Source organism: Lentzea sp. NPDC006480 (genome assembly GCF_040611995.1).
Taxonomy (GTDB): Bacteria; Actinomycetota; Actinomycetes; order Mycobacteriales; family Pseudonocardiaceae; genus Lentzea.
In genome coordinates this window covers 105,354-125,638 of record NZ_JBEXPJ010000001.1, presented here as the reverse complement: position 1 = coordinate 125,638, position 20,285 = coordinate 105,354, and the positions used below count along the sequence as shown (strand labels likewise).

At 69.4% G+C, this 20,285-nt stretch carries 17 protein-coding genes; 5 read left to right on the top strand and 12 right to left on the bottom strand.

Annotation, left to right across the window (positions count from 1 at the left end):
* Position 1: 1 nt before the first annotated feature.
* The 3 genes from ABZX92_RS00585 to ABZX92_RS00575 all read right to left on the bottom strand — a co-directional run bounded on the left by ABZX92_RS00585 (position 2) and on the right by ABZX92_RS00575 (position 7,069).
* Positions 2–4,702, bottom strand: a complete 4,701-nt coding sequence (locus ABZX92_RS00585) for a trypsin-like peptidase domain-containing protein (RefSeq protein WP_355551772.1) — start codon at positions 4,700–4,702, stop codon at positions 2–4.
* Positions 4,699–5,001: a trypco2 family protein gene (locus ABZX92_RS00580; RefSeq protein WP_355551769.1), complete on the bottom strand. Its 303-nt coding sequence runs from the start codon at positions 4,999–5,001 to the stop codon at positions 4,699–4,701. Before ABZX92_RS00580 ends, ABZX92_RS00585 begins: the two co-directional genes overlap by 4 nt.
* 73 nt (positions 5,002–5,074) lie before the next feature.
* Positions 5,075–7,069 (bottom strand): protein meaA, encoded by a 1,995-nt coding sequence (locus tag ABZX92_RS00575; protein WP_355551766.1) that lies wholly within the window; start codon positions 7,067–7,069, stop codon positions 5,075–5,077.
* Between the two features lie 102 nt (positions 7,070–7,171).
* On the opposite strand from ABZX92_RS00575, the gene ABZX92_RS00570 reads away from it, so the two are divergent.
* The gene (locus tag ABZX92_RS00570; protein ID WP_355551763.1) at positions 7,172–7,459 is read left to right on the top strand and encodes a hypothetical protein; all 288 of its coding nucleotides are present in this window, start codon (positions 7,172–7,174) and stop codon (positions 7,457–7,459) included.
* On the opposite strand, the gene murA is transcribed toward ABZX92_RS00570, so the two are convergent.
* Together murA and ABZX92_RS00560 are read right to left on the bottom strand one after the other, a co-directional pair.
* Positions 7,456–8,718, bottom strand: a complete 1,263-nt coding sequence (gene murA / locus ABZX92_RS00565; protein ID WP_355551760.1) for a UDP-N-acetylglucosamine 1-carboxyvinyltransferase — start codon at positions 8,716–8,718, stop codon at positions 7,456–7,458. The genes ABZX92_RS00570 and murA overlap by 4 nt on opposite strands.
* A gap of 29 nt (positions 8,719–8,747) precedes the next feature.
* Entirely contained in the window at positions 8,748–9,155 is a 408-nt protein-coding gene (locus tag ABZX92_RS00560; protein ID WP_355551757.1) for a MarR family transcriptional regulator, read from the bottom strand.
* Positions 9,156–9,242: 87 nt separating this feature from the next.
* Here ABZX92_RS00560 and ABZX92_RS00555 point away from each other — a divergent pair, with 87 nt between their 5' ends.
* Together ABZX92_RS00555 and ABZX92_RS00550 are read left to right on the top strand one after the other, a co-directional pair.
* Complete coding sequence (locus ABZX92_RS00555) at positions 9,243–10,058, top strand: SDR family oxidoreductase (RefSeq protein ID WP_355551754.1); 816 nt, start codon at positions 9,243–9,245, stop codon at positions 10,056–10,058.
* Positions 10,059–10,068: 10 nt separating this feature from the next.
* Positions 10,069–10,641 carry a cob(I)yrinic acid a,c-diamide adenosyltransferase gene (locus tag ABZX92_RS00550; RefSeq protein ID WP_045313157.1) on the top strand — a complete coding sequence of 191 codons (573 nt, stop codon included), beginning with the start codon at positions 10,069–10,071 and terminating at the stop codon, positions 10,639–10,641.
* Here the strand turns inward: ABZX92_RS00550 and ABZX92_RS00545 are convergent.
* Positions 10,638–11,069, bottom strand: a complete 432-nt coding sequence (locus tag ABZX92_RS00545; RefSeq protein WP_355551751.1) for a DUF2550 domain-containing protein — start codon at positions 11,067–11,069, stop codon at positions 10,638–10,640. The genes ABZX92_RS00550 and ABZX92_RS00545 overlap by 4 nt on opposite strands.
* 22 nt (positions 11,070–11,091) lie before the next feature.
* Positions 11,092–11,457 carry a F0F1 ATP synthase subunit epsilon gene (locus tag ABZX92_RS00540; protein ID WP_355551748.1) on the bottom strand — a complete coding sequence of 122 codons (366 nt, stop codon included), beginning with the start codon at positions 11,455–11,457 and terminating at the stop codon, positions 11,092–11,094.
* Positions 11,458–11,563: 106 nt separating this feature from the next.
* Here ABZX92_RS00540 and ABZX92_RS00535 point away from each other — a divergent pair, with 106 nt between their 5' ends.
* Together ABZX92_RS00535 and ABZX92_RS00530 are read left to right on the top strand one after the other, a co-directional pair.
* Entirely contained in the window at positions 11,564–12,052 is a 489-nt protein-coding gene (locus tag ABZX92_RS00535; RefSeq protein ID WP_045313131.1) for a SigE family RNA polymerase sigma factor, read from the top strand.
* Positions 12,043–13,254, top strand: a complete 1,212-nt coding sequence (locus ABZX92_RS00530; protein ID WP_355551740.1) for a hypothetical protein — start codon at positions 12,043–12,045, stop codon at positions 13,252–13,254. Before ABZX92_RS00535 ends, ABZX92_RS00530 begins: the two co-directional genes overlap by 10 nt.
* 102 nt (positions 13,255–13,356) lie before the next feature.
* Here the strand turns inward: ABZX92_RS00530 and ABZX92_RS00525 are convergent, their stop codons facing one another.
* From ABZX92_RS00525 to ABZX92_RS00505, 5 genes are all read right to left on the bottom strand, one after another.
* On the bottom strand, positions 13,357–15,087 hold the full coding sequence (locus ABZX92_RS00525; RefSeq protein WP_355551737.1) for an ABC transporter ATP-binding protein: 1,731 nt from the start codon (positions 15,085–15,087) through the stop codon (positions 13,357–13,359).
* Complete coding sequence (locus ABZX92_RS00520) at positions 15,084–16,589, bottom strand: ABC transporter ATP-binding protein (protein ID WP_355551734.1); 1,506 nt, start codon at positions 16,587–16,589, stop codon at positions 15,084–15,086. Before ABZX92_RS00520 ends, ABZX92_RS00525 begins: the two co-directional genes overlap by 4 nt.
* A gap of 16 nt (positions 16,590–16,605) precedes the next feature.
* Positions 16,606–17,772 carry an aromatic acid/H+ symport family MFS transporter gene (locus ABZX92_RS00515; protein WP_355551731.1) on the bottom strand — a complete coding sequence of 389 codons (1,167 nt, stop codon included), beginning with the start codon at positions 17,770–17,772 and terminating at the stop codon, positions 16,606–16,608.
* Positions 17,773–17,941: 169 nt separating this feature from the next.
* The gene (gene atpD, locus ABZX92_RS00510; RefSeq protein WP_231114590.1) at positions 17,942–19,378 is read right to left on the bottom strand and encodes a F0F1 ATP synthase subunit beta; all 1,437 of its coding nucleotides are present in this window, start codon (positions 19,376–19,378) and stop codon (positions 17,942–17,944) included.
* Positions 19,371–20,285: a F0F1 ATP synthase subunit gamma gene (locus tag ABZX92_RS00505; RefSeq protein ID WP_355551727.1), complete on the bottom strand. Its 915-nt coding sequence runs from the start codon at positions 20,283–20,285 to the stop codon at positions 19,371–19,373. The genes atpD and ABZX92_RS00505 overlap by 8 nt, the downstream gene beginning before the upstream one ends.

Here is a 20,285-nt window from a genome sequence, read left to right as displayed (position 1 = left end):
GCTAACCCAAAACCTCGTCCGCGAACCGCTGGAGCGCCGGGAGGTCGACCTTCGCCACCGCGGGCAACGCCCGCCGCCACTCGGTCGTGGCCAGCACCTCCGCCAGGAACCGCCGGGCGCCCACGGTCTCCCGGCCGTCCGCGATCGCCGTGAGCCGCAGGTACCGCAACGCCTCGCTGCGTGCCGCCGGGTCGGTGACGAGCCCGGCCAGCCTCCGCGCGTCCTCGTGAGCGCCGTCCCCGTCACGAATCGCGATGAAGTCGCACAACGCCTCGTCCCGGTCGTAGGCGTCCGCGAGCTGCAGTGCCACCGACTCCCACCGCGCGCGCACCTCGGGATCGTCCGGGATGACGTTCGCCAATCTCCGAAGCGCCTCCGACTGGTAGGACGGTGTCTGCTCGTCACGCACCAGGTCCAGCGCGCGTGTGAAGAAGCCAATCGCAGCCAACGCGCCCACGGCGTTGCTCAGCCAGAAGCCCAGGTGATCTTCTCTCACCAGGTCGTCGACCAGCGCCAGGATGCGGCGCCGCACCTCGTCGGACACCAGCCCGTCCGATGCCCCACCGGCAATCGCGGCCAGCGCGTCGAGCCGGCTCCATTCGCTGTCGAGCCTGTCCACGCAGCTCAAGCCTTCCGCCGGGCGGCCGAGTCCGCTGACCGTACCGGCCAGCGCCACGAAGAGCTCCTCGCGGCGGAAGTCGTCTTCGCACGCGCGCGCCGTGACGCGGAGCTCGGCGACCACCTGCTCCGCCGTAGCCGGGTCGCCCCTGGACAGCAGGACATCCACGACCTGCTCGAACCGCCACGCGACCTCCTCGCGCGGGACAGCGAGAACCTCATCCGTGATCAAGCGAGCTCGTTCCGGCTGTCCGCCGCGAATCAGCGCGATGAACGCCTGCAGACGCCGGTCCGGAGCCGTGATCGTCCGGGCCAGCCGCTCCGCGAGAGCGCTGTCGCTCTCCGACGCCAGCGCCTGAACCACCTGGACGCGCAGTTCTTCGTGCTCCTTCGGACCCGCCGCGGCTCGCGCGACCTCCTCGGCCTGCGCGCAGAGCTTCCGCGCGTGACCTGGGTCGTCCGACGCGGCGGCGAGCCGCGCGAGGCAGTACGACCGCTCCGCCTGGCTGGTGATCCTGGCGACGAAGCCGAGCGCGCGTTCGTGGTCCCTCACCGCGAGAGCGAGGATGCGAAGCGCCGGATCACGCCTGCCGGCCTCGCTGATCTCATCCGCGAAGCATTCGGCCCGGTCGACATCGCCCTGGTCGGTCAGGGAATAGCACAACCGCCACCAGATGTCGTCGCGCTGACTCGGAGACTTGGCGGCCCGCGCGAAGAGTCGCGCACGGTCGTCCTCGCCTGCGGCCGCTGCGATCTCCGCCGCACCCTGCAGCAGATAACCGTTGTGGTACCGATCTTCGACACCGGCCGCGAGCGCGAGCACCCTGTCGTCCTCGCCCAGCTGCACCAGGTTCGGAATCTGACGACTGGGCTCCTCGATCCACCGCAGGCTTGGCGCTGTTTCCGCCACGATCCGGCGCACGCGCTCGTGGTCGTGCGCGTCGAGTGCGGCGGCGAGGACATCGGCCAGATCTGCCGCGCTCGAGTTGAGGCGCGCCATTCGCAGCACCAGGTCCGCTGCCCCGATCTCGGCGGCGAGCCGAGGGATCTCCTCGAGCAGCCACTCCTGGTTCTCGTCCGTCGTGGTGTCCACCACGACGTCGAGCAGCCTCCTGGCTCGCTGGTGGTCGGCTGCGGCAGCCGCGCAGTGGGCGAGCTCCACCAGCGAAGCAGGGGAGCCTTCCGCCCAGCGCTCGGCGAGATCCGCGAGCTCGGCGAACCGCTCCTGGTCACCGCCGCGAGCCGCAACTGCCGCGATCTGGCCCAGAACCCTTGCAGCGAAAGGCTTGTGGTCGACCCGGCCTGCGATGTCCACCGCGTCACGGCACAGCTCCGCAGTGCGGCCGGGCACGACCAGCGCGAGCTCGGCCAGCACCTGAGCCCGCTCGTAGGGCTCCGTGATCTGGGGCAGCAACGCTTCCGCCGCCACGGCGAGCCCCGCCGTCTGCGTGGCGTCCGGGTGTGCGTGAGCCAGTGCGCACAAGGCTTTCGCGCGAACGTGCGGTGTCCCGATCCCGAACGCGAACCGGCCCGCCCGGCCCAGCTCACCTCTGGCCGTCGCCGCGCTGGCCAGATCACTGAGGAGCTCGTCGGGCCGCCGCATCTCCAGAACGGCCCTCAATGCGCCGTCATCGTCTCCTGCGGCCACCGCGTCCTCCGCCAGGCCGCGCAGCAAGCCCTCGCGTTCGTCGTGGTAGTCGATCAGCTGGAAGAACCGCAGCGCCCGCCCGGCCTCGGCCCGCACCTCGTCGCCGAGCTCCTTCAACACCTCCGCCTGGTAGTAGCCGTCGCGGCACGCCAGCGCGAACCGCAGCGCGTCCTCGTCGCGCCCCTCCGCCAGCGCCCGGCGCGCGAGTTCGGTCAGCAACTTCTCCCGGTGATAAGCGTCGCCGACGTGCGGCACGGCCTCCTCGACCTCCGCGAGCAACCGGCGGGACCGCTCCGGTTCCGCGCTCCCGGACACCGCGTCGGCCAGTTCGATCAGCTGCCCCCAGCGGAAGCTCGGGTCGCCGAGCCGCGCGATGGCGTGTTCGGCCTCTTCCGCGACGCGCAGCGCGCCGTCACGATCACCGGTTTCAGCGAGTGCCTTGACGACCTCGGTCAGTGCCATGGCGCGCGAGAGGTCCTCCGCAAGGCTGTTGGCCAATGCGACGGCCCGGTCGACCTCGCCGAGCCGCGCCCAGACGCCGGGCAGCACCGAAGGGATGTGGACGTTGCGCTCGCCGAGCTCGGAGCGGGCGACGGCGATCCTCAGCAGTGCCAGGAGATCCGGTTCCGGGGCGAGGGCGAGCAGGCCGGCCGCCGACAGGTTCTCGTTCAGCGCCAACGCATCCGCGCCGGTCGAGGCCAGCATCCTGTCGTGGCGCGGACGGTCGAGCGCGCAGGCCACCAGCCGCCGCACGTCGCCGAGAGCGGCGAGCAGCTTGGGATATCCGCGCAGGAGGTAGGTCGGTGTGTGCTCGGTCCAGCCGGCCGCACGGTGACTGTCCGCCCACTCGTGGAGTTTCGCGCGATAGGCCACGAGACCGGAGCCGTAAGCACGTTCGGCTTGCTCGCGCAAGGTGTCGTGGGTGAAGAGGCAGACGCGTTCGGAGGCCGTGACCGCCACGCTGCGGCCGAGCCCGCCGCTGAAGAGCGCGTCCAGCTCGTAGGGCGGACGGCCGGTCAGCTCCCCCAGGTCGGCCTGGGTGAGGCCACCGCCGGACGCGGTGATCAGGCCGAGCACGTCGCGTTGCGGACCGGGGGTGCCGAGTAGCGTCGTGAGTTCGTGCTTCGCCTCGCCCTCCAGGTTCCTCGCGTGGGGCGACGCGGAGAGCAGGCGGGGCACGACCGTCCGAAGTGGATGGTTCCAGGCGACGTCGTCCGGCAGGTCCGGGTGGGGCCGACTGGCCACGAGGACGCGCAGGCCCGGTGGCGGGCGCCGGGGCAGCAGGTTCGCGATGCTCGACCGGCCGACGGCGCCCGTGTCCTCGTCGAGTCCGTCGACCACGAGCAGCAGCGTGCGACCGGACTCCGAGCTCCTCACGGCGGCGGTGTCGAGCAGGCGCAGCAGGTGCCCCCGGCGTGCGCGGGTGTCCGCGGTGAGCTCCGGCGGTTCGCCGACGAGAGCGGTGAGCTGGTCGAGCAGGGCCTCGGTGAAGGCGTCGCTGTCGGACTGGCCCGCCCACCGGCCGGTGATGAAGAAGGACACCACGTCGACACCGTCCGGCGGGTGCAGCGCGAACCACGCGAGCAGCGCGGACTTGCCCGCCCACGGACCGGCCTGCCACCACAGGTACGGCTCGTCGCCTGCGCAGAACCTGGCCAGCTCGCCGAGCTCCCGTTCGCGGCCGTGCAGGTGCTCTGGCGCGACCTCGGCGATCAACGCCTGGTAGGCACTGGTAGTCAGGGCGGTGCGAGCCGGAGGCAGCACGTCGGCCAACGGCGCGACAACGCCGAGCGCATCCCGCAACGGTGCGCCGGAAGAAGGATCGGCGCGGTCGAGCGCGAGGTCCACTCTGGACGCGGTGAGGCGGCCGAGCCCGTCACCGGGATGGTGTTTCGCGATCACGCCGACGACGCACCCGTTGGCCCACAACGCCGCGCCCGACATCCCCTGCCACGGCGAGGCTTGCACGGCCTCTGCGGTCGCGGGTTCGACGACGACCTCCAGCGTGCCCTCGCGCCAGTTGGACAACACCGCGACGGTGCCGTGGGCGTGCACGGAGTCGCGGTACCGCTTGCCTTCCGCGTCCGTGCGCATCTTCCACAGCGGAAACCCGACCGCCTCGACGGACAGCACTGCCGCGCGGTCCTCGATGCGCCCGAACCGCACCGGGGTGACGGTCTCCCCGGGGTGCGGTGCGATCGTCACCACCGCGATGTCCGACACCGGGTCGGCCCACCACGACACCGCGTCGAAGACCCGCTCGCCGGGCAGGTCGGGTTCGAACCGGACGCGCACGGAAGAAGCGCCGACGACGACGTGCGCCGCGGTCAGCACCGCGTCCGCACGCACCCGGTAACCGGAGCCGCGCTGCCGCTCACCAGCGCGGGTGACGATCAGCTCCGCCACCCGCGGCCGGTCGAGCGGCGCACCGGTCATTTCTCGTCAGCCGTCTCGGCACCGGAGATCTCGACCTTGCCGGTCTGGCCGCGGCGGCGCGGATCGAGCGTGAGCTTGATCTTCTGCGTCGTGGCCGACGAGAGGGTGGCGTCGGTGCCCAGCTCGACGACCCAGAACTTGACCTTCGCGCCGGGCTTGGCCTCCTTGGTGACCGCGACCGTCAGCTCCAGCTCGACCGGGCCCAGTTCGAAGCGCAGGTCCTCGTTCTCCCCCGCCTGCATCGCCTCGGTCAGCTCGGAACGCAGCTGACCGATCAGGTCGGCGAGCTCCACCGCCATGCCAGTTCCCCTCCCCGCGTGAACACGATCTACGGGGAGTTTCTACACCGGCCGGACGGACGTTACGAGCCGATCAGCCCAGCGAGTGCACCTCGCGGATCACGGTGACGATCTCGTCCATGATCTCGGTCAGCTCGTAGTCCTTGGGCGTGAACACCCGCGCCACGCCCCGCTCGCGCAGCTTGGCGGCGTCGTCCGGCGGGATGATGCCGCCGACGATCACCGGGATGTCCCCGGCACCGGCCGCGCGCAGCCCGTCGACCACCGCGGGCACGACTTCGAGGTGCGAGCCGGACAGGATCGAGAGGCCGACGACGTGCACGTCCTCCTGCACGGCGGCGGACACGATCTGCGACGGCGTGAGGCGGATGCCCTGGTAGACGACCTCGAAGCCGACGTCGCGGGCGCGCACGGCGACCTGCTCGGCGCCGTTGGAGTGGCCGTCGAGACCCGGCTTGCCGACCAGCATGCGCAGCCGCTCGCCGATCTCCTCGCCGGTTCCGCGCACCCGGTCCCGCACGCGGGCGATCTCCGAGCCCGCTTCACCCGACGCTGAAGCACCGGAAACGCCTGTGGGCGCACGGTATTCGCCGAACGTCTCACGCAACGCCTGCGACCACTCGCCCGTTGTCACGCCGGCGCGCGCACAGCCCAGCGTCACCTCGACGAGGTTCTGGTCGGTCTTGGCGGCCTCACGCAGTGCGTCCAAGGCCTCAGCGACCGCGGCGTTGTCCCGGGAAGCGCGCCACTGCTGGATCGCCTCGACCGCGTGCATCTCGACGATCGGGTCGATGGTCTCGATCGCGTTGGCGCCCTCGGCCTGCAGCGGCGACGGCTCGGTGGTGTCGAACTTGTTGACGCCGACGACGATGTCCTCGCCCGCTTCGACCCGGCGGCGGCGATCTGCGAGTGACGACACCAGGTTCGACTTCATGTAGCCGGACTCGACGGCCGCGACCGCACCGCCCATCGCCTGCACGCGGTCGATCTCCTCGCGCGCACCGGCCAGGATCTCGTCGACCTTGGCCTCGATCACCGGCGAACCGTCGAAGATGTCCTCGTACTCCAGCAAGTCCGTCTCGTAAGCCAGCACCTGCTGCATGCGCAGAGCCCACTGCTGGTCCCACGGACGCGGCAGACCCAGCGCCTCGTTCCACGCCGGCAGCTGGATCGCGCGGGCACGAGCGTTGCGGGACAAGGAAACCGCGAGCATCTCCAGCACGATGCGCTGGACGTTGTTCTCCGGCTGGGCCTCGGTCAAGCCGAGGGAGTTGACCTGCACGCCGTAGCGGAACCGGCGGTGCTTCGGGTTCTCGACGCCGTAGCGCTCCAGCGTGATCTCGTCCCACAGCTGGGCGAACGCGCGCATCTTGCACATCTCCTCGATGAACCGCACACCGGCGTTCACGAAGAAGGAGATGCGGGCGACGACCTCACCGAACTTCTCCTGCGGCACCTGGCCGGAGTCGCGCACCGAGTCGAGGACCGCGATCGCCGTGCACATCGCGTACGCGACCTCCTGCGCCGGCGTCGCGCCGACCTCCTGGAGGTGGTAGCTGCAGATGTTGATCGGGTTCCACTTCGGCACGTTCGACACGGTCCACGCGACCATGTCCGTGATCAGCCGCAGCGACGGTCCCGGCGGGAACACGTAAGTGCCGCGGGACAGGTACTCCTTGATGATGTCGTTCTGCGTGGTGCCGGCCAGCGCCGAAGGATCCGCGCCCTGCTCCTCCGCCACGGTGACGTACATGGCGAGCAGCCACATGGCCGTCGCGTTGATCGTCATCGACGTGTTGGCCTCGGCGAGCGGGATCTGGTCGAAGAGCTGCCGCATGTCGCCGATGTGGCTGATCGGCACACCGACCTTGCCGACCTCGCCCTTCGCGAGCTCGTCATCCGGGTCGTAACCGGTCTGCGTCGGCAGGTCGAACGCCACCGACAACCCCGTCTGGCCCTTCGCGAGGTTCCGGCGGTAGAGCGCGTTGGAAGCCGCGGCCGAGGAGTGACCCGCGTACGTGCGCATCACCCAGGGGCGGTCGCGTTCGCGGTCAGCTGGGTACGGCACAGCAACCTCCCACATCGTCGTTCATCGGAGCGTACTGGCCGGTAACCATTGCTGCGCGTGCGCTTGCTCACTGAATCGTGACCGCAAGAGCATGATGAAGAGGTGACGGCGATTTACCAGACGGCGATCGTGTTCGGGGTGCTCGGACTGCTGGCTCTGGCGTTGAGGTACTTCGTGGGCAACGACAAGCGGCCCGTGCCGGACTGGGACGGCACGGACTTCGGGTTGTTGAGCGAGGTGGCGGTCGTGCCGACGGAAGAGGCGGCGAACGTCCTCGTGCGGAAGCTGAAGGCGAACGGGGTGCGCGCCACGCGTTCACGCAACGCGCCCTACCAGGTGATGGTGTTCCCGGCGGACGTCGCGAACGCGAAGCTGGTGCTCAAGACCTAGGAGACGCGCTCCACGTCGGCCCCGAGCTTGCGGAGGTTTTCCACGAACCCAGGGTAACCGCGCTCGATGTGGAAGATCTCGTAGACCTCGGTGGCGCCGTCCGCGCACAGACCGGCCAGCACGAGCCCGGCACCAGCGCGGATGTCCGAAGCCCAGACCGGTGCGCTCGACAGCTGCTCGACGCCGCGGATCACCGCGTGGTGACCGTCCGTGCGCGCGTCGGCCCCGAGCCGGGTCATCTCGTCGATGAACCGGAACCGCGCCTCGAACAGGTTCTCCGTGATCATCGACGTGCCCTCGGACACCGCCGACAGCGCGATCGCGAACGGCTGGTTGTCCGTGGCGAAACCGGGATACGGCAGCGTCACGAAGTCGACCGCCTTGGGCCGCCCCTCCATGACGACCCGGAAGCCCTCGTCCTCACCCTCGTAGACGGTCACCTCGGCGCCCGCCATGCGCAGCTTCTCCAGCACCAGGTCGAGGTGGTGCGGGTTCACCCCGCGCACCCGCACGTCGCCGCGCGTCATGACGGCGGCGAAACCCCAGGTGGCACCGACGATCCGGTCACCGATCACGCGGTGCTCGGTCGGCTTGAGCTCAGTGACACCGTGCACGGTCAGCGTGGACGTGCCCGCGCCCTCGATCCGCGCGCCCATCTGCGTGAGCATCAGGCAGAGGTCGACGATCTCGGGCTCGCGCGCGGCGTTGTCGATGACCGTCGTGCCGTTGGCCAGCACGGCCGCCATCAGGATGTTCTCGGTGGCGCCCATGCTCGGGAAGTCGAGCCAGATCTGCGCGCCGTGCAGCCCCTCGGCCTCGGCGACGATGCAGCCGTGCTCGATCCACGTCTTGGCGCCGAGCTTCTCCAGCCCGCTCTGGTGCATGTCGAGCGGCCGCGAGCCGATCGCGTCGCCGCCCGGCAGCGCCACGACCGCGCGCTTGCACCGGCCGACCAGCGGCCCCAGCACGCAGATCGACGCCCGCAGCTTGCCCATCGCCTCGGAGTCGGCGTGGTAGCTGAGCTCCTGTGGCGTCGTGATGCGCGCCACGTCACCTTCGAGCTCGACCTCGCACCCGAGGCTGCGCAACGCGTCCGCCATCAGCGGCACGTCGAGGATGTCGGGGCAGTTGGTGAGAGTTGTTGTGCCCTCGGCGAGCAGAGCTGCGGCCATCAGCTTGAGGACGCTGTTCTTGGCGCCGACGACATCAACCTCGCCGACCAGACGTGCGCCACCGTGTACTCGGAAATGCTCGCTCACGCGGCAATCCTACGTACCTGCGCACAGACCTAGTCACTCAGCATGCGCTGCAACAGATCCCTGAGTTGCCGACGATCAGCCGCGCCCAGCGAGGCGAGCGGCTCGGCGGCGAACTGCAGAGCCGCCTGGAACTCGCGCGCCAGCCGCTGCCCCTCGTCCGTGGCGACGATGTACTTCACCCGCCGGTCCTGCTCACCGGGCCGCCGTTCGACCAGCCCGCGCGCCTGCAGCCGGTCGATGATCCCGGTGACGTTGGACCGCTCGGACCCGAGCTTGTCGGCGATCCAGTGCATCGGCTGCGGCTCGTCCAGCGCCACCAGCACCTTCGCCTGAACAGACGTCAGCTCCTGCGCGGCGGCGGCCTGCTCGTACTCCTTCGTGTAGCGCTGCACGATCCGCGCGAGCAGCGACACGACCTCCGAGCTGACCTTGTCCATGACGAGCATCATAGTTGACGTCATGAACTATTTCGAGGCACACTAGTTCATGTCAATAACTATTATGGACATGAACTGAGGAGCATCATGATCGTCCTGATCACCGGCACGTCGTCCGGCATCGGTCTCTCCGCCGCGGTCCAGGCCGCCGAAGCCGGTCACCAGGTCGTGGCCACGATGCGCGACACCTCCCGCGCCGACGCCCTGCGCGCCGCGAGCCCGGAGATCGACATCAGGCAGCTCGACGTGACCGACAGCGACTCCGTCACCGCGGCCATCGACGGCGTGATCCGCGACTACGGCCGTCTCGACGCCGTGGTCAACAACGCGGGCGCCGGCCACCTCGGCACGGTCGAGACGGACTCGGTCGACAACTTCCGCAAGGTCATGGAGACCAACTTCTTCGGCGTGGTGCAGGTCACCAAGGCCGCGATGCCGCACCTGCGCGCTGCACGCGGCCGCCTGATCACCGTGACGAGCGTCGGCGGTGTCGTGGGCCAGCCGTTCAACGAGGCTTACTGCGCGGCCAAGTTCGCGGTCGAGGGCATGATGGAGAGCCTCGCGCCGGTCGCCGCGCAGCACGGCGTGACCGTCACCGTTGTGGAGCCCGGCGCCGTCGCCAGCGAGTTCGTGGCCAACGTGGGCGTGAACCGCGAGACCATGTTCGACGACGCCGGCCCGTACGCGCCGCAGCTCAAGGCCTACGTCGGCCGCACGAGCGCGTCCTTCTCCGGAGCGCAGACGTCCGACGAGGCCGCAGCGACGATCCTCGAAGCCCTCACCGCCGAGCAGCCGTCGTTCCGCGTGCAGACGTCCGACTGGGCGAAGCAGTTCACCGGCGTGAAGCTCGCCGACCTCGACGGTTCGGCCGTGCAGCAGCTGACTTCGGGGTGGATCTCCTAGAGTTCGGTTCATGGCGGTACATCTCACGAAGATCTACACGCGGGTCGGCGACGACGGCACGACCGGCCTCGGCGACTTCTCGCGCGTCCCCAAGACCTCGCCTCGCATCGAGGCGTACGCGGACGTCGACGAGACCAACGCGGCGCTCGGCGTGGCGCTGGCGCTCGGTCAGCTGGCTCCTGACGTCTTCGAGGTCGTGCGCAAGGTGCAGAACGACCTCTTCGACGTCGGAGCGGACCTCTGCACGCCGATCGTGCCGGACCCGAAGTACCCGCCGCTGCGCATCACCCAGGCCTACGTGGACCGCCTGGAGGGCTACTGCGACACGTTCAACGAACGCCTGGGCAAGCTCGACTCGTTCATCCTGAACGGCGGCACCCCGGGAGCGGCTCTCCTGCACCAGGCCCGCACCATCGCCCGCCGCGCGGAACGGCGTGCGTGGTCGCTCATCGAGGCCGACGCCGAGCACACCAACGTGCTCACGGCGAAGTACCTGAACCGGCTGTCGGACCTGCTCTTCATCCTGGCGCGCGTGGCGAACCCGGACGGCGACGTCCTCTGGCAGCCGGGCGAGAACGCTTAGGAAGCCCAGGGAATGGTGCGGCCCGGAGGCGCTGACTCCAACCAGGACAAGAATCCTGTCAGCGCGTCCGGGCCCATCGCTATCTCGATCTCACCGCCGGCGGACCGGCAGCGCAGCACTGTCGCGCCCGTCGGCATCGCGTACGCCTCCGGGCCGGTGGGCTCGCGGCGTGCGTCGATCTCGAGGCCATCTCTGGCGATCATCTGGTCCGGCCTCGACCCGAGCGACAGCACCCTGAACCAGGCGAACGAGTCGCCCCGGTAGTGCCCCACGCCCAGGTGCCAGCCACGGCCGCGATCGTCGAACTGACTGCGCAGCGCCACGTGGACGCCACCTTCACGCAGCAACCGGATCCGGCGCCAGGCGAAGTAGGCGATGACGATCGCCACGCCAAGCAGGATCAGTCCGGCAATCTCGGTGATCCACACGGCTGGGCCCTCGCGCCCGGTCTCAGGCCGACTGTTCCACGGCCCGCACGCGCGCTGCCGCACGTGCGCGCTCTGCGTCGTCCGCGTCCTGCAGCGCCGTCCGCGCCGCGGTCACGTCGATCTCACCCGCGAGCTCGGCGTCCTCGGCGAGAATCGATACGCCGGTGCCGGTCACGGAGAGGAAGCCCCCGTGCACCGCGGCGGTGACCAGGCCACCGTCCGTCGTGCGGATGCGGACCACACCACCCTCGACGAGCTGACCGAGAACGGGCTCGTGACCGGGCAGGATGCCGATCTCGCCCTCGGTCGTCTGCGCCGAAACTGAGGTGGCCTTGCCGGACCACAGGCGGCGTTCAACGGCGACCAGTTCAACGGTCATCTCGGCCACGCGTATCTCCCTCGTCGTCTGGAGTCGATCTGAGTCTAAACGGTCGCCTGACAACCTTGCCGCCCCGCCCGGTGTCAGTACCTTCGACAACCGCCGAAGGGGGGACATGCAGGACTTCGAGGACTTCGTGGCGTTGCGCTCACAGGCTCTGTTGCGCACCGCCTACCTGCTGTGCGGCGGCGACAAAGGCGCCGCTGAGGACATTCTGCAGGACGTCCTCATGAGCATGTACGGCAAGTGGCGCCGAATCAGGACCTCGCCGGAAGCCTACGCGCGCACAGCACTGGCCAACGCCGCCGCGAACCGCTGGCGCAGGCGGTCCCGCAAACCGGAGGCACCGCTGGAACTGGGGGCGGTACCCACGTCTCGGGGGCACGAACAACAGGTCGTGGACGCGGACAGCGTGGTGCGCGCGTTGGGGCAGCTGCCTCGGAAGATGCGCGCGGTGCTGGTGCTGCGGTTCTTCGACGACCTCAGCGAGGCCGAGACCGCCCGCACGCTGGGCTGCGGCATCGGCACGGTGAAGAGCCAGACCTCGCGCGGTCTGGCCCGCATGCGGGAGCTGATGGGTGAGCAGGTGCTGACGTGGAACTGAAGGAAGCAATGGAGGCCGCCACCGCCGACCTGGACGTGCGGCCGGGATTCGTAGGGGACGTCATGCTCGGCGCGCGCCGACGACACACGCGCAAGCTCCTGTCCGTGACCGCTGCCTTGGCGTTGATCGCGGGCGTCGTCACGGGGGTGGTGCTGACTCGCCATCCCTCCGACCCGCCGCACACGGGCGACGAACGGCTCACCGCGGCCACGAAAGGCGACCTGGCGTCCAGCCCGGACGTCGAACAGGCGTTGCACGTGTGGCAAAGCACACAGAAGGCGCCAGCGCGCATCATCGACTTCTCCGCTCCCGCACACGTCTTCTGGGCGGGCAGCACCCCGGACGGCCCGGCGGTGCTGATCGTGCAGGCGGTCCGGGTGGAGAGCACAGCCACGCCGATGACCCTCGTCGGCCTGGTCGCCATGAACGAGGTCGTCGATCGCGAGGTCGTCCTCTCCGGCGAACGCGAGCGCGGCATCTACCGGTTCGGCGCAAGCCAGTCCACGAACGTCGTGCTGAGCCTCGACCGGACCGTGTACTGGTCGCAGAATCCGGTGCGCGGCGAGGACGGCCGGCTCTCCCGGCAGTGGCAGGCAGCCGACACCGGGGGAACCGGCGTGGCCGTGCTGAGCGCCCCACCGCGGAACAAGCCGGTGTTCGTGCGGGCCGAGGCCCAGCCCGCTGCGGACGACTTCCTCCAGGAACCGCTCATGGCGAAGCAGGACTACGGACCGGAGGGTGCCTTCAAACCGAATGCCGGCCTCGGCTGGAACGACAGCGTGTGGTCTTCCGACAAGCACGACGAGCACCCGCAGATGAAGTCGTTCCTCTCGCTCCGGGACATGCAACGGGCCGCGGTGCTCGACTACCTCGTGGCTGACGGCGCGTTCGGCCAGTGGCAGGTGCGCGCGTGGCTGCCGGACGGCAGGTTCGCCTCGGTGTTCGAGGCGAACGGCGAGACGTACGCGGCCCTGTACAGGGCTGACGGCACGTTCTCCCAGGGTGTGGCCGGCAGCGCGACGCACAAGGGCGAACGGCTGCCGGCACGGGTGCGGTTGCCTGGCGACCTCGGGACCGTCGTGGCCGACTTCGGGTTCCGCATCGGCCCGGACCGCAGGCCCGACGCCTGGACAGCGCCCGCGGGCACGGCGGAGGTGACCGTCGCACGTGCTGACGGCGACTCGGTCCAGGTGCCGCTTTAGTGGCGCGTCTCGGAACGTCGGCGAGGTGATCCACGCCCAGCAGGGCGCCTCGCGGCACCCGTCTGACCGCGAGTTCCCCCGGCAACGTTCCGAGCCACACCACTAGCTCCCGTGCCAGGAGCGCCAGAGCGTCGCGTAGGTGCCGCCTCTGGCCACCAGGTCGTCGTGGGAGCCCAGCTCCACGATGCGGCCCGCGTCGACGACCGCGATCCGGTCGGCGTCCTGGGCGGTCTGCAGCCGGTGCGCGATCGCGATCACCGTGCGGCTCTCCCGCACGGCCGCGATCGCGCGCTCGGCGTGCCTGGCGGTGGCCGGGTCGAGCGAGGACGTCGCCTCGTCCAGCACCAGGGTGTGCGGGTCGGCGACCTCCACCCGTGCGAGCGCGAGTTGTTGTGCCTGCGCGGGATCCAGCTCCAGGCCGCCGGCGCCGAGCCTGGTGTCGAGTCCGTCCGGCAGCTCGTCGCACCAGAACGCGTCGACGGTCCGCAGCGCTTCGAGGAGCCGTTCGTCCGGCGCGTCCGGGGCGGCCATCGCCAGGTTCTCCCGCAACGTCCCGATGAACACGTGATGTTCCTGCGTCACCAGGACGATCTCCTGCTCGCCCGCCGCCACCAGGTCCGCGACCGGCACGCCACCCACGAGCACCGAGCCCTCCGCGGGCCGGTCCACGCCGGCGATCAACCTGCCCAGCGTCGACTTGCCCGCACCGGACACCCCGACTACCGCGAGCCGTTCCCCTGGCTGCACCACGAGATCCACGCCGTGCAGCACCTCGTGTCCGTCCACATAGGAGTACCGGACGCCCCGAACCTCGATGCGGTCGCTGTCCGGCACCTCGACCTCAGGCACCGGTTCGACCTGCGCACCGATGCCCTCGATCCGCGCGAACGACGCCCCACCGCGCTGCAGGAACTCGACCCAGAACAGGATGCGGTCCATCGGCTCGACCAGCCGCCACACCCAGAGCGCGGCCGTGACGACGACCTCGATCCGCACACCGTCCGCCGTGTACGCGAAGCCGCCGACGAGCAGCACCAGCACGGTGGGCAGCGCGTTCACGAAGCTGGTCACCGGGAAGAGCACGTTGCGCAGCCCGAGCGTGCGCAGCCGCGCCCGGTACGACCGCGCGATCGTGGCGTCCGCGGCAACCACCATCCGGTCCCGCAGGCCGTACGTCTCGATCGTCCTGCTGCCCTCGCCGACCGCTGCCGAAATCTCGGCCACGTCCCCGTTGGCCTCGCTCTCCGCGAGGTACGCGTCCCGTGCCCGAGCGAGGTACCAGCGCAGCACCCACACGACGAACGGCATCCCGGCCAGAGCGACCAGGCCGAGCACCGGGTCCAGCAGAAACGTCGCCACGAAGACGACCACGAGGTGCACCGCTCCCGCGAGCACCTCCGGAACGCTGTCGCGCAGCGCCTGCCCGACCGTGCCGACGTCACTCGTCACGCGGCTGAGCAGATCACCGATGCTCAGCCTGTCCACCACCCGAGCGGGCAACGCGAGCGAGCGCGCCACCGCGTCTTCCCGCAACGCGGCCAGAAACCGCTCACCCAGACGCGCCGTCTGCAGAGCGCTGTACCGCACCAGCAACAGGTGCGCCACCGCCGCGCCCAGCACGCCCAGCGCGATCTGATCCACAGTGGACGGTGTCAGCGTGCCGTCCTCCACCCCGCCCACGATCTGGCCGAGGAGGTAGGGGCCGACGAGCGCGGCCAACGCCGTCAACGCGGTGAGCACGAGAACGCCGGACAGCGCCCGCCGCTCGCCTCGCATCAGGCGCACGGCCGCGCGCCGCACCTCGCCCCGGTCCGCGATCGGCAGCCGGTTCATCGGCTCGCCTCCAGGTGCACGGTCTGATCCGCCTGTCCGATCCACAACGGCGACGACGACACGACCACCGTGGTTCGCCCGAGCCGCACCTCCTTCACCCGCCGCGCGACCGCCGACTCGGTGACCGCGTCGAGCGCCGAGGTCGGTTCCACGAGCACCAGCACGTCCGGCTCGCTCAGCAACGCCCTGACCAGTCTGAGGCGCTGACGCTGGCCACCGGACACGTTGCGCCCCTGGGACTCCAGGTGCGAGTCGAGCCCGTCCGGCAACGCCTCCACGACATCCACCGCCGCGGCCGCCCAGATCGCCCGGTCCAGCTCGACATCACTGTGCTCGGCCACCGACACCGCCTCCCGCACCGACCCGGCGAACAGGTAGTCGTCGTTGTCCGCCACGACTCCCGGCAACTGCTCCACCGCTTCCCGTGCCGCTGCGGCGTTCGCGGACACCACCACCGTCAGCGCGCCGCTCTTCACGTCCAGCACCGGTGTGTCGGCATCGCTCACCTCTGGCTGGAGCCTCAGCAGCTCGACCACCCGCTGCGCCGAGACCAGTGCGCGGGGAATCGCGTCCGCGCCCTCCATGAAGAACGAGACCGGCACGATCAACGTCGTGACGTACAGGTAGACCGCGACCATCTCGGGCACCGTGATCGCCCCGCTCACCGCCATCCGCGCCACGATCCACGTGACCACCGCGAGGAACAGGGCGGGCAGCCCCCACGTGAGCGCCTGCACCCAGCTCAGCCACGCCGACACCCGGTACCCGTCGCGCAGCACCTGGCGCGACTTGACCTCGAAGCGCTGGGCGAACTCCGCCTTGCCGCCGATCCCGGACAGCACCCGCAACCCGGCCACGACGTCCCCGGCCCACGAGCTCAGCTCGCCCTGGCTCTCCCGGTATCCGGCCTCCACGGCGTGCAACCGCCGCAACACGGGCCCGGTCGCCACCGCGAGCACCGGCACCCCCAGCAACACCACCACGGCGACGAGCGGCGAGATCCTCACCAGCAGGACCGCCGTGGCCACGTACGCGACCACCGCCCCGACACCGGGCCCGGTGCTGGTGAGCGCGTGCGCGATCCTCGCCGTGTCCCCGTTCTGCACGTACGTGAGCTCGCCCGCGGACATCCTGCGCCGCACCACCGCCCCGAGCCGCGTGACGTGCCGCACGACCAGCTGCGCCGTCCGCAACGAGGCATCGGTCCGCACCAGCGTCATGGTCCGGTGCCGCGCGATGAAGACGAGGGCCAGCACCCCGGCCACCACGATCAGCGCCCCGCACCACCACACCAACGCCGCACGATCACCGCCCCGCAGACCGTCCTCAATGGCCTTGGCGATCAAATACGGTGGCACGATCAGCCCGCACATCCACAGCGATCCCCAGAACGCCCCGGCGAGCACCCGCCGGCGTTGCATGCGCACCAGCCACCACAGGTACCGCCAGGGCGATCGGAGATCCGGGCTTCCGGGATCGTCGTAGGGAACATGTCGGGCCATGCACCCGACCTTGCCATCACCCGGAGTTCACCACGACCGATTTCGCCTTCAGCCCAATCGCGCCCACGGCCGTAGCTCCCAACGCCGCGATGACCGCAAACGCGTAGAAGCCCCACGGATAAGCCAACCCAGCCGACAACAAGGCCCCACCGAGCAACGGCCCGCTGATCGCCCCCAACCGCCCAACACCGGCAGCCCACCCGATGCCAGTAGCGCGGTTCTCCTCGTAAACCTGCCCGGCATACGCATAGACCAGCACCTGCGCGCTGAACACGAAGCACCCGGCCAGCAACACAGCCGCGTAGATCGTCACCCCAGGCAACTTGATGCTCAGCAACGCCAAGAACACCACCGCACCGACAAACCATCCGACAGCCGCCGGTCGAACTCCCACCCGGTCAGCGACGGCACCAGCGATCAGAAGTCCAATCACAGCACCGATGTTGAGCGTCAGCAGCAACCCGAGCGCCGCCCCGAGGTCGTACCCAGCACTGCGCATGATCTGCGGCAGCCACGTGTTCAGCCCGTACACCAACAACAACCCCATGAACGAGGCCGCCCAGAAGGCCACAGTGGCCTTCCGCAGCCCGGGCTTGAACAGCGACCCGACCGCCTCCAACGCCGGCGCCTTGCGCGCCGCGGTTTCCGGCAAGTGCCTGACCATCAAGGGAATCAGCACCAACGCGGGCATCGCACCCACCACGAACAACGCCCGCCACCCGAGCTGGGGAATCAACACGATCCCGAGCAACGCCGTGATGACCGCACCCACGTGGTACCCGGTCATGATGAGCGTCGTGGCCCGCCCGCCCTGCTGAGGCCTCGCCTCGTTCACCAACGCGATGGCAGTGGGCAGGCACCCGCCAAGCCCAAGCCCCGCGAGGAACCTGAGCACCCCGAACGTGGTGGCGTCCTGAGCGAACGCACAGGCCACCGTGAACACCGAGAACCAGGCCACCGCGAAGATCATGACCTTGCGCCGCCCGATGACGTCCGTGATGGTCCCGATGATCAGCGCCCCGAGCATCATCCCGACGAGACCCGCGGTGGACACCGCACTGGCCGACGCCGTCGTGAGCAGCTTCTCCTGCAACAGCACGGGAATCACCGTGCCGAGCACGACCAAGTCGAACCCGTCGAGCAACACCGCGGCCCAACACAGCGGCAACACCCATCTGTTCACACGCATCCTCCTCGACGAGGCCCTTGGTGATGCCGTGCATCGTGCGACCTGAGGCCCTGCGATCGGGAGGGTGGTTTCCATTCACCGGAAACTTCATCGAGGCCTGGACATGACGAAGGGCCGCCCCTCCACAAAGGAGGAACGGCCCTTCAGAAAGCCCAGCTACGCCTCAGTTACCGGCAAGCTTCTTGGCGTTGGCCTCGACGTCGTCCAACCCGCCACAGGAGAAGAACGCCTGCTCCGGGAAGTGGTCGAACTCGCCCTTGCACACGCGGTCGAACGCCTCGATCGTGTCCTTGATCGGCACGAACGAACCGGGCTGACCCGTGAACTTCTCGGCCACGATGAAGTTCTGGCCGAGGAAGCGCTCGAGACGACGCGCGCGACCGACGAGAACCTTGTCCTCCTCGGACAGCTCGTCCATACCGAGGATGGCGATGATGTCCTGCAGCTCCTTGTACTTCTGCAGGATTCGCTTCACCTCCTGCGCGACCCGGTAGTGCTCCTCGCCGACGATCGACGGCTCGAGGATTCGAGACGACGACGACAGCGGGTCGACGGCCGGGTAGATGCCCTTCTGGGAGATCGGACGGGAAAGCTCCGTCGTCGCGTCCAGGTGGGCGAAGGTGGTCGCCGGGGCGGGGTCGGTGTAGTCGTCCGCGGGCACGTAGATGGCCTGCAGCGAGGTGATCGACTTACCGCGCGTCGAGGTGATGCGCTCCTGGAGCTCACCCATCTCGTCGGCCAGCGTCGGCTGGTAACCCACGGCGGAAGGCATGCGGCCCAGCAGGGTCGACACCTCGGAGCCCGCCTGGGTGAACCGGAAGATGTTGTCGATGAAGAGCAGCACGTCCTGGTTCTGCACGTCGCGGAAGTACTCCGCCATCGTGAGAGCGGACAGCGCGACGCGCATACGCGTGCCGGGCGGCTCGTCCATCTGACCGAAGACGAGAGCGGTGTCCCCGAGAACACCCATCTCTTCCATCTCGAGCAGCAGGTCGGTGCCCTCACGGGTGCGCTCGCCGACGCCGGCGAACACCGACGTACCGGAGAACTCGCGGGCAATACGCGTGATCATCTCCTGGATGAGCACGGTCTTGCCGACACCCGCGCCGCCGAACAGGCCGATCTTGCCGCCCTTGACGTACGGGGTGAGCAGGTCGATGACCTTGATGCCGGTCTCGAGGATCTCGGTCTTGCCCTCGAGCTGGTCGAAGGCGGGCGCCTTGCGGTGGATGCCCCACTGCTCGCCGTCGCGGCCGAGGCCGGGCGAGTCGAGGCAGTCACCGAGGGCGTTGAAGACGTGACCCTTGACGACGTCGCCGACCGGCACCGAGATCGCGGCACCGGTGTCGGTGACGGTGGCACCGCGGACGAGACCGTCGGTCGGCTGCATCGAGATGCAGCGGACCAGGTTGTCGCCGAGGTGCTGCGCGACCTCGAGGGTCAGCGTCTTGGCGACCGCCTCGAAGGTGATCTCCGTGTGGCAAGCGTTGAACAGCTCCGGCACGGCGTCGCGCGGGAACTCCACGTCGACGACCGCACCAATCACCCGGACCACACGGCCGGTGCGGGTGGTGGTGGCAGTAGCACTCATGTCACTCATCACTTCCTGCGCCACCGGTAAGCGCGGAGGCGCCACCGACGATCTCGCTGATCTCCTGGGTGATCTGGGCCTGTCGGGCCGAGTTCGCCGCCCGGCTGAGGTTCCGGACCAGTTCCGTCGCGTTGTCCGTCGCGGCCTTCATGGCCGTCCGGCGAGCCGCCGACTCCGAAGCCGCAGCCTCCAGCATGGCGGAGAACAGCCTGGTCTTCACGTACTTGGGCAGCATCGCACCGAGCAACGCCTCGGCGCTGGGCTCGAAGTCGTACACCGCGCGCGGGCCCTTGGGAGCCTCACCGGTGTACTCGACCTCCATCGGCGCGATCCGCCTGGCGGTCGGCGTCTGGCTCAGCATGGACTTGAACTCCGTGTACACGACGTGGATCTCGTCCACGCCCTGCGCACCGTTCTCCGTGCCCTCCAGGAACGCCTCCACCAGCGCGTCACCGGCTTCGACGGCGTTGATGTAGTTCGGGGTCTGGGAGAACCCGCTCCACGAGGCGGTGACCTCGCGGCGCCGGAACGTGTAGTACCCGATCGCCTTGCGGCCGGTCACGTACAGCACCGGCTCCTTGCCCTCGGACTTCAGCAGCTGGATCAGCTGCTCAGCGGCCTTGAGGACGTTGGCGTTGTAGCCACCGCACATGCCCTTGTCGCTGGTCACGACGAGGATGGCGGCGCGCTTCGGGTTCGGGCGTTCCGTCAGCAGCGGGTGGTCGAGGTTCGCCGAGGCCTCGGCCAACGCGGAGAGCACGTTAGTGATCTCGTCCGCGTAGGGGCGCGAGGCCGCGACCCTGGTCTGCGCCTTGGCGAGGCGAGACGTGGCGATGAGCTCGTAAGCCTTCGTGATCTTCTTGGTCGAGTTGACCGTGCGGATCCGCTGGCGGAGCTCCCGAATCTGTGCGCCCAT